Source organism: Hymenobacter sp. 5317J-9 (assembly GCF_022921075.1).
GTDB lineage: Bacteria > Bacteroidota > Bacteroidia > Cytophagales > Hymenobacteraceae > Hymenobacter.
Genome location: NZ_CP095050.1, coordinates 1,990,209 through 2,003,995 on the forward strand (window position 1 = coordinate 1,990,209; position 13,787 = coordinate 2,003,995).

The 13,787-nt window shown below is 63.6% G+C and carries 14 protein-coding genes; 7 read left to right on the plus strand and 7 right to left on the minus strand.

The window, feature by feature from the left end; all coding sequences use genetic code 11:
* Positions 1 to 25 precede the first annotated feature (25 nt).
* Positions 26 to 670, plus strand: coding sequence for a TlpA disulfide reductase family protein (locus MUN81_RS08195; RefSeq protein WP_245116710.1), 645 nt, complete (start codon positions 26 to 28; stop codon positions 668 to 670).
* 84 nt (positions 671 to 754) lie between these two features.
* Here MUN81_RS08195 and MUN81_RS08200 read toward each other — a convergent pair whose 3' ends face one another.
* The gene (locus tag MUN81_RS08200; protein WP_348533168.1) at positions 755 to 2,476 is read right to left on the minus strand and encodes a DEAD/DEAH box helicase; all 1,722 of its coding nucleotides are present in this window, start codon (positions 2,474 to 2,476) and stop codon (positions 755 to 757) included.
* Between the two features lie 206 nt (positions 2,477 to 2,682).
* Here MUN81_RS08200 and MUN81_RS08205 point away from each other — a divergent pair, with 206 nt between their 5' ends.
* The 5 genes from MUN81_RS08205 (at position 2,683) to MUN81_RS08225 (ending at position 6,730) form a co-directional block, all read left to right on the plus strand.
* The gene (locus tag MUN81_RS08205; RefSeq protein ID WP_245116712.1) at positions 2,683 to 3,429 is read left to right on the plus strand and encodes a class I SAM-dependent methyltransferase; all 747 of its coding nucleotides are present in this window, start codon (positions 2,683 to 2,685) and stop codon (positions 3,427 to 3,429) included.
* Positions 3,430 to 3,470: 41 nt separating this feature from the next.
* Positions 3,471 to 3,803, plus strand: a complete 333-nt coding sequence (locus MUN81_RS08210) for a hypothetical protein (protein WP_245116714.1) — start codon at positions 3,471 to 3,473, stop codon at positions 3,801 to 3,803.
* The gene (locus MUN81_RS08215) at positions 3,800 to 4,489 is read left to right on the plus strand and encodes an ATP-binding cassette domain-containing protein (protein WP_245116716.1); all 690 of its coding nucleotides are present in this window, start codon (positions 3,800 to 3,802) and stop codon (positions 4,487 to 4,489) included. The genes MUN81_RS08210 and MUN81_RS08215 overlap by 4 nt, the downstream gene beginning before the upstream one ends.
* A 43-nt stretch (positions 4,490 to 4,532) precedes the next feature.
* Positions 4,533 to 5,696, plus strand: coding sequence for a CaiB/BaiF CoA-transferase family protein (locus tag MUN81_RS08220; protein WP_245116718.1), 1,164 nt, complete (start codon positions 4,533 to 4,535; stop codon positions 5,694 to 5,696).
* 125 nt (positions 5,697 to 5,821) lie between these two features.
* Positions 5,822 to 6,730: a hypothetical protein gene (locus MUN81_RS08225; RefSeq protein WP_245116720.1), complete on the plus strand. Its 909-nt coding sequence runs from the start codon at positions 5,822 to 5,824 to the stop codon at positions 6,728 to 6,730.
* Between the two features lie 50 nt (positions 6,731 to 6,780).
* Here MUN81_RS08225 and trpS read toward each other — a convergent pair whose 3' ends face one another.
* The 6 genes from trpS to MUN81_RS08255 all read right to left on the minus strand — a co-directional run bounded on the left by trpS (position 6,781) and on the right by MUN81_RS08255 (position 12,910).
* On the minus strand, positions 6,781 to 7,755 hold the full coding sequence (trpS, locus tag MUN81_RS08230) for a tryptophan--tRNA ligase (protein WP_245116722.1): 975 nt from the start codon (positions 7,753 to 7,755) through the stop codon (positions 6,781 to 6,783).
* Between the two features lie 99 nt (positions 7,756 to 7,854).
* The gene (locus tag MUN81_RS08235) at positions 7,855 to 8,601 is read right to left on the minus strand and encodes a queuosine precursor transporter (RefSeq protein WP_245116724.1); all 747 of its coding nucleotides are present in this window, start codon (positions 8,599 to 8,601) and stop codon (positions 7,855 to 7,857) included.
* 120 nt (positions 8,602 to 8,721) lie between these two features.
* Complete coding sequence (locus tag MUN81_RS08240) at positions 8,722 to 9,633, minus strand: ribonuclease Z (protein ID WP_245116726.1); 912 nt, start codon at positions 9,631 to 9,633, stop codon at positions 8,722 to 8,724.
* 108 nt (positions 9,634 to 9,741) lie between these two features.
* A complete protein-coding gene (locus tag MUN81_RS08245) occupies positions 9,742 to 10,116 on the minus strand; it encodes an STAS domain-containing protein (RefSeq protein ID WP_046246220.1) in 375 nt (124 codons plus the stop codon).
* A gap of 70 nt (positions 10,117 to 10,186) precedes the next feature.
* Complete coding sequence (locus tag MUN81_RS08250) at positions 10,187 to 11,047, minus strand: DUF4198 domain-containing protein (RefSeq protein WP_245116728.1); 861 nt, start codon at positions 11,045 to 11,047, stop codon at positions 10,187 to 10,189.
* A gap of 24 nt (positions 11,048 to 11,071) precedes the next feature.
* On the minus strand, positions 11,072 to 12,910 hold the full coding sequence (locus MUN81_RS08255) for a glycosyltransferase (RefSeq protein ID WP_245116730.1): 1,839 nt from the start codon (positions 12,908 to 12,910) through the stop codon (positions 11,072 to 11,074).
* A gap of 192 nt (positions 12,911 to 13,102) precedes the next feature.
* Between MUN81_RS08255 and MUN81_RS08260 the strand changes: the two genes are divergently transcribed.
* Positions 13,103 to 13,720: a nitroreductase family protein gene (locus MUN81_RS08260; protein WP_245116732.1), complete on the plus strand. Its 618-nt coding sequence runs from the start codon at positions 13,103 to 13,105 to the stop codon at positions 13,718 to 13,720.
* Positions 13,721 to 13,787: the final 67 nt, after the last annotated feature.

A 13,787-nucleotide genomic window follows, 5' to 3' on the forward strand; every position in this document is an offset into this window, starting at 1 on the left:
GAGCCATGTACGTACTTTTATGCTCATGAACAACGTTGTTCCTATACTCGCATTGCTGTGGGTAGTCGGAATTGGCCAACTGCCTGGTCAAGGCATACTTCCGAAGTATGGTACTCCGGCACCTGCTGTTCTCGCATCTGAAAAACTCCTAAACCTGCCGGTACCGGCCGTGCGCGGACGGACGTTGACTGGGCGTATGGTAGACGCTGCTTACTTCAAAGGCCGCGTCACATTACTCAATTTCATGTATCTCGGCTGTCAGCCTTGCATGGCCGAGCTGCCACTGTTGAAGCGAGTGAGCCAGCAATACGCTGGCAGGGTACAGGTGCTGAGCGTGGTACCGCATCCGGCCGCACGTTTGCGCCGCTTTAATGGAACGGGAAACGCTGCCGAAGCCAGGTTGCGCAAATCTTTAGGTGTCGGCCCGATTACGCATGAATTGCTACCTGAATGCGGCGAGATTCAGGCTGGTGCGCTCACCACTTTTGGGCCGGAGTGTGAAGACATAGCTCACCGGTTTTTGGTTGATGGTTACCCGTGCAGCTTCCTCATCGACCGCCGAGGGGTTATTCGCTACGTTTTTAATGGATTTCCCACCGCACCGCCTTATCTCGCCAAGCAGGAGCAAACGATAACAGCCGCCATTAATAAACTGGTAGCGGAAAAATAGGACATAATAGAATAGGCAGTGGTATAGTCGCGTCAATAAAAAAGCAGCTTCGCGAGGCTGCTTTTTTATTGACTCACTGTGTTTTTACTCAGTTGGAGCGAGTGGAGCGGCAGGTACTTCACCAGCGGTTGAAGAACCTGCCGGCTTGGGCCCGCGCTTGCGGTTGCGCCCACCCCGGCTGCGGCGACGCTCCCCTTCGGCGCGGGGCTCGCGGGCTTCGCCTTCGGGCCGGGGTTCACGGGGCGGCCGTGCCTCGCCCTCGGGCCGCGGGGCGCGGGGCTCCCGTGGTTCACGGGGCGGGCGGATTTCGCCTTCGGGACGCGGGGCACGGTCGGGGCGGGGGCCCCGGTCGCGGCGCTCTTCGCCTTCGGGGCGGGGCGGGCGCTGGTAGGGCACGGCGGGCGCCTGGCCGGCATCCAGCGCGGCCAAGGCGTTTTTGGCGGCGGCGAGACGCTCCAGGTGCTTGGGGTCTTTGGGGTCTGGGGCGTCGCGGCGGGGCTTGCCGCCGTCGCGGCCACCATCCCGGCCGCCACCTTCGCGGCGCGGGCCCCGGTCACCTTCGGCGCGGGGGCCACGGTCGCGGCCGCCGCCACCGCCGTGGCCGCCACGGGCCGGACGGCCGCCGATTTTGCCTCCCAGGCCGGCAAAGCGCTTGGGGTCAAACTCGGGCGCTTCGCCCAGGCCCAACTGCTCGGTGATTTTCTGTTTCTCGATGTCGCGCTCGATGAGCTTTTCAATTTTCACCACCCGGTCCTGGTCCTGGTCCGAGATGAAGGTAATGGCCGTGCCTTTGGTGGCCGCTCTGGCGGTACGACCAATCCGGTGCACGTAGTCCTCGGCCGCGCGGGGGATGTCGTAGTTCACCACGTGGCTGAGCGAGTCGATGTCGATGCCGCGGCTGAGCACGTCGGTGGCCACCAGAATGGGGAACTGCTTGTTTTTGAAGGCGCGCATGATTTCCTCCCGCTCTTCCTGAGTGCGGTCGGAGCTGATGCCGCGGGCTTCCACGCCCAGTTTATTTACGGCGCGCACGATGCCGCCCACGGCCGCTTTCTGACTGGTGAAGAGCACCATGCTCTGCACGTCCTGCGTCTTAATGATGTGCTCGAGCAGGTAGATTTTCTGGCGGTCGTAAGCCATGTAAAACTGCTGGTCGATGCCGGCAGCGGGCTTCGACACGGCCAGCCGGATTTCATCCGGGTTCTTCAGAATCTGCTGCGAGAAGTCGCGGATTTTGCTGGGCATGGTGGCCGAGAACAGCAGTGTCTGGCGCTCTTTGGGCAGCTGGCGCACGATGTTCAGGATGTCATCCGAAAAGCCCATGTCCATCATCTTGTCGGCCTCGTCCAGCACCAGGTACTTGATTTGGTCGAACTTCACGTAGCCCATTTGCAGGTGGGCAATGAGGCGGCCGGGCGTGGCGATGATGATGTCGGCGCCGGAGGTGAGGGCGCGCTTCTGCTGCTCCCAGTTCTCCGATTTGCCGCCGCCGTAGATGGCGATAGAGCTGGCTTCCACGTAGTAGCCGAAGCCCATCACCTGCTCGTCAATCTGGGTGGCCAGCTCGCGGGTGGGCACCAGAATGAGCGTGGTGGTATGGCCGTGCTTGGCGTGCGAAATCTTATCGAGCAGCGGCAGCAGGTAGGCGGCGGTTTTGCCGGTGCCGGTTTGGGCGCAGGCAATCAGGTCTTTGCCTTCGATGATTTTGGGAATGGCCTGCTCCTGAATGGGGGTGGCCTGCTGGTAGTTCATGGCGTCGACGCCGGCCAGCAGGTCGTCGTGCAGCTTGAATTCGTGAAACGTCAAGGTTCAGCTAATAAGAGTTGTAAATGACTGACCTTGATGCCTTGGCCAGCAAACCGCTTGATTTGAGGTAAAGATACGGCGGGCCGGGCGGAGGTTTGTGAGGAAGAGGGTAGGGTGCGGGGCTTGCCCCCGCCCGCCGCTGAACGACTGGCTTTCGATTCGTTCAACGGCGGGCGGGGGCAAGCCCCGCACCCTACATTTACGCCATGCCTACGCTCGACCGTTTCTCTACCCAGGCCGCCGACTACGCCCGCTACCGCATTGCCTACCCCGCCGAGCTTTATGACTGGCTGCTGCCCCAGGTGCCGGCCCGCGAGCGCGCCTGGGACTGCGCCACCGGCAACGGCCAGGTAGCCGCCGTGCTGGCCAATTCCTTCGTGCGCGTCGACGCCACCGACCTCAGCGAAAACCAGTTGGCCCAAGCTCCGCCGCTGCCCAACGTCCATTACCAGCGCGCTACCGCCGAGCATACGCCCTTCCCCGACCAGCGCTTCGACCTCATCACTGTGGCCCAGGCCGTGCATTGGTTCGACAGCGATGCTTACCACCGGGAGGTGCGCCGCGTGGCCCGGCACGGCGCGGTGCTGGCCGAGTGGGGCTACCAGCTTTGCCGCCTCGAAACCCCCGAGCTCAACCGCGTGCTCGACGAGTTTCACGACGTGACCTCGGCCCCGTACTGGGACGCCAACCGCCGCCACATCGAAGACGAATACGCTAACCTGTCGTTTCCATTTGCTGATGTGCAGCATGCCCGTTTCGCTGTCGTAAAAAACTGGACGGCAGATGATATGCTGAACTACCTGCGTACGTGGTCGGCCACGGCCAACTACGCCCGGCAGCACGACCGGGCCGACATGGTAGCCCTGGTGGCCGACGAGCTGACGCAGCTGTGGGGGCCGCAGGCGCGCCCGGCCACTTTTCCGGTTTTCGCCCGCGCCGGGCGGGTAGAATAATTGGCCCAACGCCGCGTTAGCCCGCCAAACCAAGCGTTTCTATGACCATTCTGGCTACTCAACTGCGGGCCGTGGGCCTGTTTTATCGCAGCGTGGCGCCGTTTATGCTGGGCATTTCGGGGCTGATTCTGTTGGCCGTGCTGCTGCCGGCCCTGCTCGAAGGCTGGAGCGCCGGGCTGCTGCCGGCGCTGCTACTCATTAAGCTGGCCACGGCGCCGGTGGTGTGGTACCTATCAGAGCAGCTGCGGCCCGACCAGTACTGGTTTTATTTCAACCTGAACGTGTCGCGTCGGCGGCTGTGGGGCGCCGTGGTGGTGGCCGATGGCCTCGTGTTCTTGGGCGGCGCGCTGCTCTTGCGGGGCGCGCTGTCATGAGCAGGCACCAGAGCAAGTTGGCTGGCCCGCAGGTGCTGGAAGCCGATGGCATTCGCATTGCATTCGGCGGGCGGCAGGTGCTGGGCAGTATCTACCTGCAGGTGCAGACCGGGCAGATTGTGGGCCTGCTGGGGCGCAACGGCAGCGGCAAGTCGGTGCTGCTCCAAACCATTTTCGGGGCGCGGGCCGTGGCCGATGCCTCGGTGCGGGTGAACGGCCGGCGCGTGGTGCCGGCCTTCCGCGAGCCCGGCCTGCTCAACTACCTGCCCCAGGAGCCGTTGCTGCCGCCGTCGCTGCCACTGGCCCGGGCGGCGGCGCTGCTGGGAGTCGACATCGAAGCGGCCACGGCGCGTTTTCCGGAGCTGCGGCCGCAGTTTCGGCAGAGTATTGGCGAGCTGTCGGGCGGGGCCGGACGGCTGGTGCAGGCGCTGTTGCTGCTGCACGCCAACACCGCGTTTTCGCTGTTTGATGAACCCTTTTCGGGCGTAATGCCGGTGCATGTCGAAACGCTGGCCGAAGAAATGCTGCGGGCGAAGACGCGCAAAGGCCTGCTCATCACCGACCACCGCTACGCCGAAGTGCTGCCCCTCTGCGACATGGTGTACCTGCTGCACCAGGGCCGCCTGCTGAAGCTGGAGGGCGACGTGCGCGAGCAATTGCGCGACTATGGCTACCTCGCGGCCTGACTTACCTTGCGGGCGCGGCGTTTGGCTTGCCCGTGTTATGCCCATGAATAGTTCTTCTCAATCGTCTCCCTTTGCCCACCTGCGCGTGCTGGAGCTGGCCTCGGTGCTGGCAGGGCCGCAGGTAGGGCAGTTTTTTGCCGAACTGGGGGCCGAAGTGCTCAAAATTGAGAGTCCCGCCGGCGACGTCACCCGCACCTGGAAAACCAGTGCCGAAACCGCTGCTTCCGCCACCGCAGAATCCACCGTCTCAGCATATTTCGCGGCGTCGAACTGGGGCAAACAGTCATTGGTGCTGGACCTGACCACTGCTGCCGGGCAAGCCGCCCTGCACGCGCTGGCCGAGGGCGCCGACATCGTACTGGCCAGTTACAAACCAGGCGACGCCGAAAAGCTGCATGCCGGCTACGCCACCTTATCGGCCCGCAACCCCCGCCTGATTTACGGCCACCTCACCGGCTACGGACCCCACAACCAGCGCACCGGCTATGATGCCGTGCTGCAGGCCGAGGCCGGATTCATGCACCTCAACGCCGGTGGCCCGGGCCAACCACCCCAAAAAATGCCCGTGGCCATGGTCGACCTGCTGGCCGCGCACCAGCTAAAGGAAGGCCTGCTGGTGGCCTTGTGGCGGCGCGAGCGCACCGGCCAGGGCGCGCTGGTGCAGGTCGACCTGCTGAGCAGCGCGCTGGCCTCGCTGGCCAACCAAGCGGCCACCTACCTCGTCACCGGCCACGACCCGCAGCCGCTGGGCTCGGGCCACCCCAGCATTGTGCCCTACGGCACCGTGTACCGCGCCGTCAACGGCCGCCAGTTGGTGCTGGCTGTGGGTTCCGACGGGCAGTTTCGGCAGCTGTGCGCGGCATTGGAGAAGCCCAACTGGGCCGAAGAGACCCGTTTCCAAACCAACGCGGCCCGGGTGCAGCACCGCGCCGAGTTGGAAGCGCTGCTTACCGAACGCATCGGGAAGGTGGATGGCGACGCGCTGCTGGCCGAGCTGGAGCGCCGCGGCGTGCCTGCCGGCGCCGTGCGCTCGGTGGGGGAGGCCCTGGCGCATCCCTCGGCGGCAGCCATGCTGCTGCCGGCGTCCGGGCCCGGCCCGGCTGGCTTGCGCACGGTGGCTTTTCGGGGTTCGGAGTGGTCGGCCGTGGCCGCGCTCAGCCCGCCGCCCGCACTGGCTGCGCCGCCGCCGGCCGAGCCCGGCTTGTAACTATGGCCCGGCGTAATTGCGTACCTCATCGGGACCTTGCGGGCACGGCCCGCCGCCGCTGCGTGTCTTCCTATTGTCTTTTCCTATCCTTCGCGCCGCCGTTTTCCGGGCGTAATTCCTTACACATGGCCAAGTCAACCACCAAACGGGGCACCGAGCCCGAACTGTTCGCCCCCGCCGAAACCGCCGCTGCGCCGGCGCCCGAGCAGCCAGCCCCGGCCAAAAAGAAAGCCAAAGCCGCCAAGGCCGCCAAGCCCGCCGCAGCCCCCGCGCGCGTGCCGTCCGAAGCCGGGCACAGCGGCGCCACGGCCACCAACAACCAGCCCACCGCCGAAGCCGGCTCGCCCACCGAGGCGCCCGCCGACCGCCTCGACCAGATTTTTGAGGGCCTCAAGCAAAAGTCCGTGGCCAAGCAGGCCATTTACCGCAACACCCAGGCGGCGTTCGATTGCCTGCGGCTGGTGTCGCAGGAGCTGGTTGTGGAGCTCAGTCGCAAGCTCACGCCGCTCGATTCGAGCGTAATTATTGAGTACCGCTCCATCAACGACATGGAGTTTCACATCAAGTTTTCAGGCGATTTGCTGGTGTTCGTGATGCACTCCAACGTTGTGACCTTCCCCGACGACTACGGACCCATGCCCAGCGCCTACGTCAACGCCGATTTTCGGCGGCGCTTCTTCGGCCACATCATGGCCTACAATTTCATGGCCGACAGCATCAAATACCAACGCCTGAATGACCCCGGCTACCTGGTGGGTCGCTTGCTGGTCAACATCGAGAATCACTACTACCTCGAAGGCGTGCAGCAGCTGGAATTGCCCGATAATGATATGTCAGACAACGTCATCGCGCCCGAAGCCATGCGCCTCTTCGTGGAAAGCGCCATGATTGCGGCCGTCAACAACGACCTTATTGCCCCGCTGCTGCCCGAAATTCAGAAAATCAGCGTGAAGCAGAAAGTGGAAAACCAGCAGGTGAGCCGCGGCAGCAAGGTCGGCTTCAGCTTCTCGCACCAGCAGCCCTTTGAGGTTTAACGTTTAACCCCGCCGGTCATTGCGACCGCAGCGAAGCAACGACTGGCGAGTTACTTCCCGTAGCCTACTTTCTGTCGCACTTTGGCCAGCACGCCTGCGCCGTATTCCTGGGCGCGCTTCGCGCCGATGGCCAGCGCTGCGTCGAGCTCGGGCAGGTTGTTCATGTAGAAGTCGAACCGCTCGCGCTCCACGGCAAAACGGCGTAAAATTAGCTCGTACAGCTCCTTTTTGGCATGGCCGTAGCCGTAGCCGCCGGCCAGGTAGTTGGCGCGCATCGTCTCAATCTCGGTCGGCGTGGCCAGCAGCGCATACAGCTTGAATGTCACGTCCGTGTCGGGGTTTTTGGGCGCTTCGAGCGGGGTGCTGTCCGAAATAATGGTTTTGATGGCCTTCAGCAGGTCTTTTTCGGGCAAGAAGATGTCGATGATGTTGCCGTAGCTCTTGCTCATCTTGGCCCCGTCGGTGCCGGGGATGGTCATGAGCTGCTCGTCGACGCGGGCCTGGGGCAGCACCAGCGTCTCGCCGTAGCGGTTGTTGAAGGCGCTAGCAATGTCACGGGCAATTTCCAGGTGCTGAATCTGGTCTTTGCCCACGGGCACCACCTCGGCGTCGTAGAGCAGAATGTCGGCTGCCATCAGCACCGGGTAGGTGAAGAGGCCGGCGTTTACGTCCGAGAGCTTGTCGCTCTTATCCTTGAAGCTGTGCGCATTGGCCAGCATGGGGTAGGGCGTGAAGCAGCTCAGGTACCAGGTCAGCTCCGTCACCTGCGGCACGTCGGACTGCCGGTAGAACAGGTTTTTTTCGGTGTCGAAGCCGCAGGCCAGCCACGCGGCGGCCACGGCGTAGGTGTTGGCGCGCAGCAGCTCGGGGTCGCGCACGGTGGTGAGCGAGTGTAGGTCGGCGATGAAGTAGAGCGAGTCGTTGGCCGGGTTTTTCGACAGCTCGATGGCGGGCAGGATGGCGCCTAGCAGGTTGCCCAAGTGGGGGCGGCCCGTGCTTTGGATGCCGGTAAGGATGCGGGACATTACGTTGGAACGATGAGCTAATGGCAGGAGCCGCTAGCTGATGAATGAGAAGATGAGCGCGAGCGTGCGCGGCCGGCAAATGGCCGTGAGCGGGCAAAATTACACGCTTACGTTCTCAACGGCTTCTTCCTGCAGCTCGGCCGTTTCTTCCGGGCCCAGGTAGCGGTCAATCAGGAAATGGGCCAGGTAGAGCACCGGGGTGAGCAGAATGGCCGCCGCGAATTTGTACCAGTAGTTGGTGTTGGCCACCGAAATCACTTGGTTGAAGCTCCAGTTGCCGAACAGGTAAAACGCCACGTAGAGCACCACAAACGAATCGACGAGCTGCGACACCAGCGTGGAGCCCGTGGCCCGCAGCCACACGAAGCGCCCGCCCGTAGCCTTGCGGATGGCCGCGAAAATGGTGGCATCGAGCACCTGCCCCACCGCAAACGCCACAATGGAGCCGGTGATGATGCCCAGCCCCTGCCGGAAAATGCTCTGGTAGGCAAAGTCGATGTTGAACGGCCGGCCCAGGTTGTCGGTTTTGTTCACGTCGAGCCAGAAGGCGGCCGGCGGTAGCTTGGTGGTGAGGTAGATAACGCCGAAGGCAAACAGGATGAGGGCCATGGTGAGGTAGCTCACCCGCAGCACCCCGGCCTTGCCAAAATACTCGTTGATGATGTCGGTGGTTACGAACACCACCGGCCAGATGAGCACGCCCGCCGTGAGGTTGTCGTCGCGGCCCATCAGCGGCAGCAGCGAGAATATCTTCACCCCAATGATTTCGGCCAGCAGCGCATTCACGATGAAAATGCCGCTCAGCACGAGGTACAACTGCTGCTTTTTGTGCGCGAAGGGAGTCATAGCTTTTTGGTTGGCAATTGTCATCCTGAGCTTGCGAAGGACCTTATCACGGCTGAACGGTTCGCAGTAGCCAATTCCAACGTGGAAAGGTCCTTCGCAAGCTCAGGATGACAAACGGCATTAAATACTCACCAGCAGCCCTTCGGTGGCCAGCTCGGCGGTGGGAAATACGGCCCGGGCCTCGTGCAGCAGCGGCTCGAGCGCCTTGTAGCGGCTGGAGAAGTGCCCCAGCAGCAGGCGCTTGGCCTGCGCGTCGAGGGCCAGTTGGGCGGCCTGGCGGGCGGTGCTGTGGTGGGTTTGGGCGGCGCGCTCGCGCAGGTCTTCCAGAAACGTGGCCTCGTGGTAGAGCAGGTCGACCCCCTGAATGAGGGCCGCCAGCGCGGGCGTGTACAGCGTGTCGGAGAAGAAGGCGTAGCGGCGCGGCACGGGCGGCGGGCCGGCCACGTCGGCGTGGCGCAGGCCGGGCTGGGTGCCGTCGGCTTCGAGGTCGAGGCCCTGGGCCAGGCGCGCCAACTGCTCGGGGCGCAGGCCGGCGGGCAGCTTTTCCTTCAGGAGGTTGGCCCGTCGGGGCTTTTCCGAGAACAGGTAGCCGCTGCACGGAATGCGGTGGCGCATGGGCAGCGAAGCCACGCTGATGACGTCGTCCTCGTACACCACGGCGTGGGCCTCCGTGTCGATGGGCGTAAACTCCATGGCGAAGGCCAGGTGCATGTTCGAGACGCGGGCCTGGGTGATGAGCACCTCGTCGAGGCCGGGCGGGCCAACGATGCGCAGCGGCTGGGTGCGCCCCTGCAGGTGCATGGTGCCCAGCAGCCCAAACAGCCCAAAGTAATGGTCGCCGTGCAGGTGCGAGACGAAAACGGCCCGCAGGTGGTGGGGACGCACGCGGTGTTCCAGCATCTGCCATTGCGTGCCCTCGCCGCAGTCGATGAGGTAGGACGCCGCGCCCACCGTGAGCACCTGCGCCGTGGGGTGGCGGCCCGCCACGGGCGTGGCCGAGGCCGAGCCCAATATCTTCAGCTCGAAAGTCATGCGTTCAGAAAAAGCCGCAAGCCATAAGCTGCAAGCCGCAAGCTAGTGTCCTGGCTAGAAGCAGAACAGCAGCTTGCGGCTTGCAGCTTATGGCTTGCGGCTAAAAAGCTACTCCTTATCGGTCAGGTCGCGCTCGATGGCGTGCAGAAACACGCGGTCGATGCCTTCTTCTACGGTCGGCAGGATGTGCAGCACCGACTCCAGCTTGCTGATGGTGATGAGCTTCAGCACGTGGTCTTGCAGGCCGGTGAGCACCAGCAGGCCGCCCGTGGAGTTGCACAGCCGGTTGGCAATCAGAATGGAGCTAAGGCCCGACGAATCCGTGTACTTCACGTTCGTGAGGTCCAGGATTAAGTTGTTGATGCCTTCGGCGTTCAGCTTCACAAACTCCGATTTGAGGTCGGGCGCAACGGTGGTGTCGAGCTTCTTCTCCTCAATGGTGATGATGGTGTAGCTTTCTTTTTTATCAATCGTGTACTTCATACAGCGTAAGCAAGGAGAGTAAGGGAACGGCGAAGGTAAATAAAAAACCCAAAATTTTGGGTGAAGCCGGCTAATGTTTTGCGCCGGAGCGCAGCCCGGCGGCGGGTGGTCCCGCAAAGGTGAGCGAGGCCCAGGTAGATTGCCAATCGGCGCGGTCGCGCAGCCGGGTAGGAGCAGCCGTCATGTCCACGGCCGCCAGCAGGTAGGGGCCGGGTCCGGATAGTCGTAACAAGATTCGACCGTTTTGGTTGGCGCGGGTGGTGAAATGAGTGGTGGGCAGCCCGCCCGGCTGGCGCTGCCACACCTGCACGGCCGCCCCAAATGCCGGCCGGCCGTTGCGTAGTACCCGCACCGTGAGCGACTTATCAGTGGCTACGCGATAGGGGTTTTGCTCGGGCACCAGTTCCAGGGGCAGGCCGTAGACGTGCCGCCAGGCCGTGTCGGCAGGGGCAGGAGCGGGGTCGCCCACCTGCACCAAAGCTTTGGCGCAGCGGCGGTAGGTTTCGCGGCCGGGCAGGGCCATCTGGTCGTTTTCCTGGCGCAGCTTCAGGGCATAGTCCAGGCCTTCTTCGCGCAGGTAGGCCGTGAATTCGTTCGCCGGCAATTCGATGAAGGAATTGGTGGAGCGCATCAGCAGCACGTGCGTGCCGGGCTGCGCAAAGGCGAAGCCGGTGCGGAAAGTGTCGGTTTCGGCGGCGTTTTTGGGGGTGAGGTCGGTGGTGTCGGCCGGGGCGGGGCCGTAGCGCACGAGGCGTAGCACTTTGGTGGCTTTGGTGGTCCAGGGCTTGCCCACAAAGTCGGCCCCGATGAGGGGCCGAATGCTGACCGTGGCGCCGGGCGAGAGGCGGAAGCGCGGGGCTTCAAGCCAGAACTCGTGGGCGAGGGCGGCCGTGGCAAACAAAGCCAGTACGACGGTGAATCGATACTTCATGTGCTGAGTAAACGCCGGCGTTTCTTACTGCCGTTCCAGCGCCAGCGCGTAGGCCCGGTCGTAGTGCACGCGCAGGTTTTTCCAGTCGAAAAGCTCTGCTGAGCTTTCCACGGCGTTGCGTTGCATGATGCGCTCGCGGCGGTTGAGCAGCACGAAGTCCCACATCATGTTGGTGAGCTCCTCGGCCGACTCGTCGAAGGACTTTTCCTGGCGGTGCACTACGAAAATGCCTTTCTGCTCCGGCTCGGGGATGGTTTCGAGCACGTAGTCGCCGAAGCCCGACAGGTCGGAGGTGATGGCGGGCACGCCGCGGGCCACGCACTCGAGCGGGGTGTAGCCCCAGGGCTCGTAGTAGCTCGGGAACACGCCCAAGTGGCAGCCGCGCACAAACTGCCCGTACTCCATGCCCAGCAGCGGCGAGGCTGGCGACACAAAGTCGGGGTGGTACACCATTTTCACCCGGTCGTGCTTGTGGTTGAGCAGGTTGGCCCGGCGCATAAAGTTCAGGATGTCGTCGTCCTGGTCGTTCACCAGGTTGTGGGTGATGACGGGCGGCAGGGTGTTGGTCTTCCAGGTTTGGAGGGTGCGGCGGTAGCGCAGGCGCCAGTAGTCGTCCACCATGGAGCTGAGCTCGGGCAGTTTGTGGTCCTGGCTGGCGGCGGCGGCGTAGAACAGGCGCTCGCCCACTTGCCGCTCAATGGCCTGGCAGGTTTCGTGCACTTCGTCGAGCAGGGCGCGGCGCTCCAGTACCTGCGGGTTGATGCTGGTGTAAGGGCGCTTCGTGATGAAAAACATCACCACCTGGCCTTCCAGGCCGCTTTGCTGCAGGCGGTAGTTGAGGCGGGCCAGGGCTTCAAGGGTCAGGTCGAAGCCTTTGTTGTGGTACTCGTAGCGGCCCGAGGTGAAGAAATACAGCGTCTTGTCCAGGTCGAAGGCGTAGGACTGGAAAAAGTGCGCCATCACGAACTCGTGAATCTTGGCCTTGTACTGCTGGTGCAGGTTCTGGAACTCGTGCAGGGCCACGAAGCGCTCGATGTTGAGGCCGTTGGGCAGCACCGCGTCCGGAATCCGGTCCAGCAAATAGATGCACTCGCGCACCGTCAGCTCGCTCACGGTGGTGAAGACGTGGCTGCCGTGGGCGGCGGCGCGCTCCATCTTCACGGCCGGCTCGATGTTGAAGTGCTTGGCCTCGTTTTCCCAGTTCACCCACATGAGGTGGTCGTAGAAATCGGGGTCGTTCATGGCTAGGTAGCGGCCCAGCAGCGTGGCGTGGGTGGTGAAGAGCAAATGCGCGGGCACGTGCAGGCGGCGCAGCTCCGGAATGGCCACGCCGGTCATCCACTCGTGGAAGTGGCCCAGCAGGCGCTGCGCGGGCTTCACCTGCGCCGCCACGTGCTGAAAGAAAATGGTGGTGAGGTGCCCGAAGGCAATGACCTGGTGCAGCAAGTCATCGGTATCCGGCGAGGGAATGCCGTGGCGCTGCCACAGCTCCGATTTTAATTCGCCCAGCTTAGGGTAAGCCTGAAACGGGTTGATGAGCACCACCCGGGGCCGGCCCGTCACCAGCCAGGTGCCGTAGCTCACGTCGTAGCCCTGGGCGCGCATGGTGCGCACGGCCGCCCCAAACGGGTCGGAGGCGGTGTGCACGGTGAGGTCGTCGAAGGGCTCGAACTCGCCTTGGGCCATGTTGGGGAAGTAGGGGCCCAGCAGGCAGTAGCGGCTGCCCCAGGCGGGCATGGTGGCCGGCACCTTGGAGCGAATAACGGTGTAGATGCCGCCCACCTGGTTGCAGACCTCCCAGGCTACCTCGACGAGGAGCGAATCGGGAAACAGGGCTTCGGGGGCGTTGGAGGTGGTTTGCATGGGGGCGGGCACGGAAGGGCAGGGACAAAGAACGCGGCGAAAGGTAAGCCGGCTAGCGCCGTAGATGCCACTGCGGGCCGCCTTTTTTACGGCCGTCCGCTCGCCGGGCCGTCGGGGCCGGGCCAAAACTTCAACTCGTCGCGCCTGTTAGGGCCCTTGCAATACCCCATTTGTTCCCTTGTCCAAAGTATTATGGCCGACTCCACCAACGTTCTTGCCCTCGAAACCCCCATTTTGCCGGTGCTGGCCCAGCGCCGCAGCCCCCGCGCCTACAGCAGCCAGCCCGTGCCGCCCGAGGCCCTGGCCCAGGTGTTTGCGGCCGCTTCGTCGGCAGCGTCCTGCTTCGGCGAGCAGCCCTGGCGCTACCTTGTGGGTTCGCAAAGCACCAGCCCCGAGGCCTTTGCAAAGATTCTGGCCAGCATGGGCGAGTTCAACCAGGCGTGGGCCAAAAACGCGCCGGTGCTGGGCGTGAGCATTGCCAAACTCACATTCTCGCACGACGGCAACTCCAACGCCTGGGCCCGGCACGACGTGGGCCAGGCCACGGCCACCCTCGCCATTCAGGCCACCGAACTGGGCCTGCAGGTGCACCAGATGGCCGGCTACTCGCCCGACAAGCTGCGGGAGTCCTTTGCTATTCCGGCCGATTACGAGCCGGTGGCAGTGTTCACCCTCGGCTACCCCGGCGACCCCGGCAGCCTGGCCGATGGCCTGCGCGAAAAAGAGCTGGCCCCGCGCGCCCGCAAGCCGCTGGCCGAATTTCTGTTTGAAGGCGCCTGGCCCGGCCTGGCCGATGAGCGCTACGACTAGGCGCCGGTGTAAGTCGGCTTTAAGAATCCCTCACGCAAACCGCCTGTCTTGCAGCTCCAAGGGAGCC

Coding starts and splice junctions, on each gene's coding strand:
- MUN81_RS08195 (WP_245116710.1), top strand. CDS start 26: ATGAACAACGTTGTTCCTATACTCGCATTGCTGTGGGTAGTCGGAATT.
- MUN81_RS08205 (WP_245116712.1), top strand. CDS start 2,683: ATGCCTACGCTCGACCGTTTCTCTACCCAGGCCGCCGACTACGCCCGC.
- MUN81_RS08210 (WP_245116714.1), top strand. CDS start 3,471: ATGACCATTCTGGCTACTCAACTGCGGGCCGTGGGCCTGTTTTATCGC.
- MUN81_RS08215 (WP_245116716.1), top strand. CDS start 3,800: ATGAGCAGGCACCAGAGCAAGTTGGCTGGCCCGCAGGTGCTGGAAGCC.
- MUN81_RS08220 (WP_245116718.1), top strand. CDS start 4,533: ATGAATAGTTCTTCTCAATCGTCTCCCTTTGCCCACCTGCGCGTGCTG.
- MUN81_RS08225 (WP_245116720.1), top strand. CDS start 5,822: ATGGCCAAGTCAACCACCAAACGGGGCACCGAGCCCGAACTGTTCGCC.
- trpS (WP_245116722.1), bottom strand. CDS start 7,755: ATGTCCCGCATCCTTACCGGCATCCAAAGCACGGGCCGCCCCCACTTG.
- MUN81_RS08235 (WP_245116724.1), bottom strand. CDS start 8,601: ATGACTCCCTTCGCGCACAAAAAGCAGCAGTTGTACCTCGTGCTGAGC.
- MUN81_RS08240 (WP_245116726.1), bottom strand. CDS start 9,633: ATGACTTTCGAGCTGAAGATATTGGGCTCGGCCTCGGCCACGCCCGTG.
- MUN81_RS08245 (WP_046246220.1), bottom strand. CDS start 10,116: ATGAAGTACACGATTGATAAAAAAGAAAGCTACACCATCATCACCATT.
- MUN81_RS08250 (WP_245116728.1), bottom strand. CDS start 11,047: ATGAAGTATCGATTCACCGTCGTACTGGCTTTGTTTGCCACGGCCGCC.
- MUN81_RS08255 (WP_245116730.1), bottom strand. CDS start 12,910: ATGCAAACCACCTCCAACGCCCCCGAAGCCCTGTTTCCCGATTCGCTC.
- MUN81_RS08260 (WP_245116732.1), top strand. CDS start 13,103: ATGGCCGACTCCACCAACGTTCTTGCCCTCGAAACCCCCATTTTGCCG.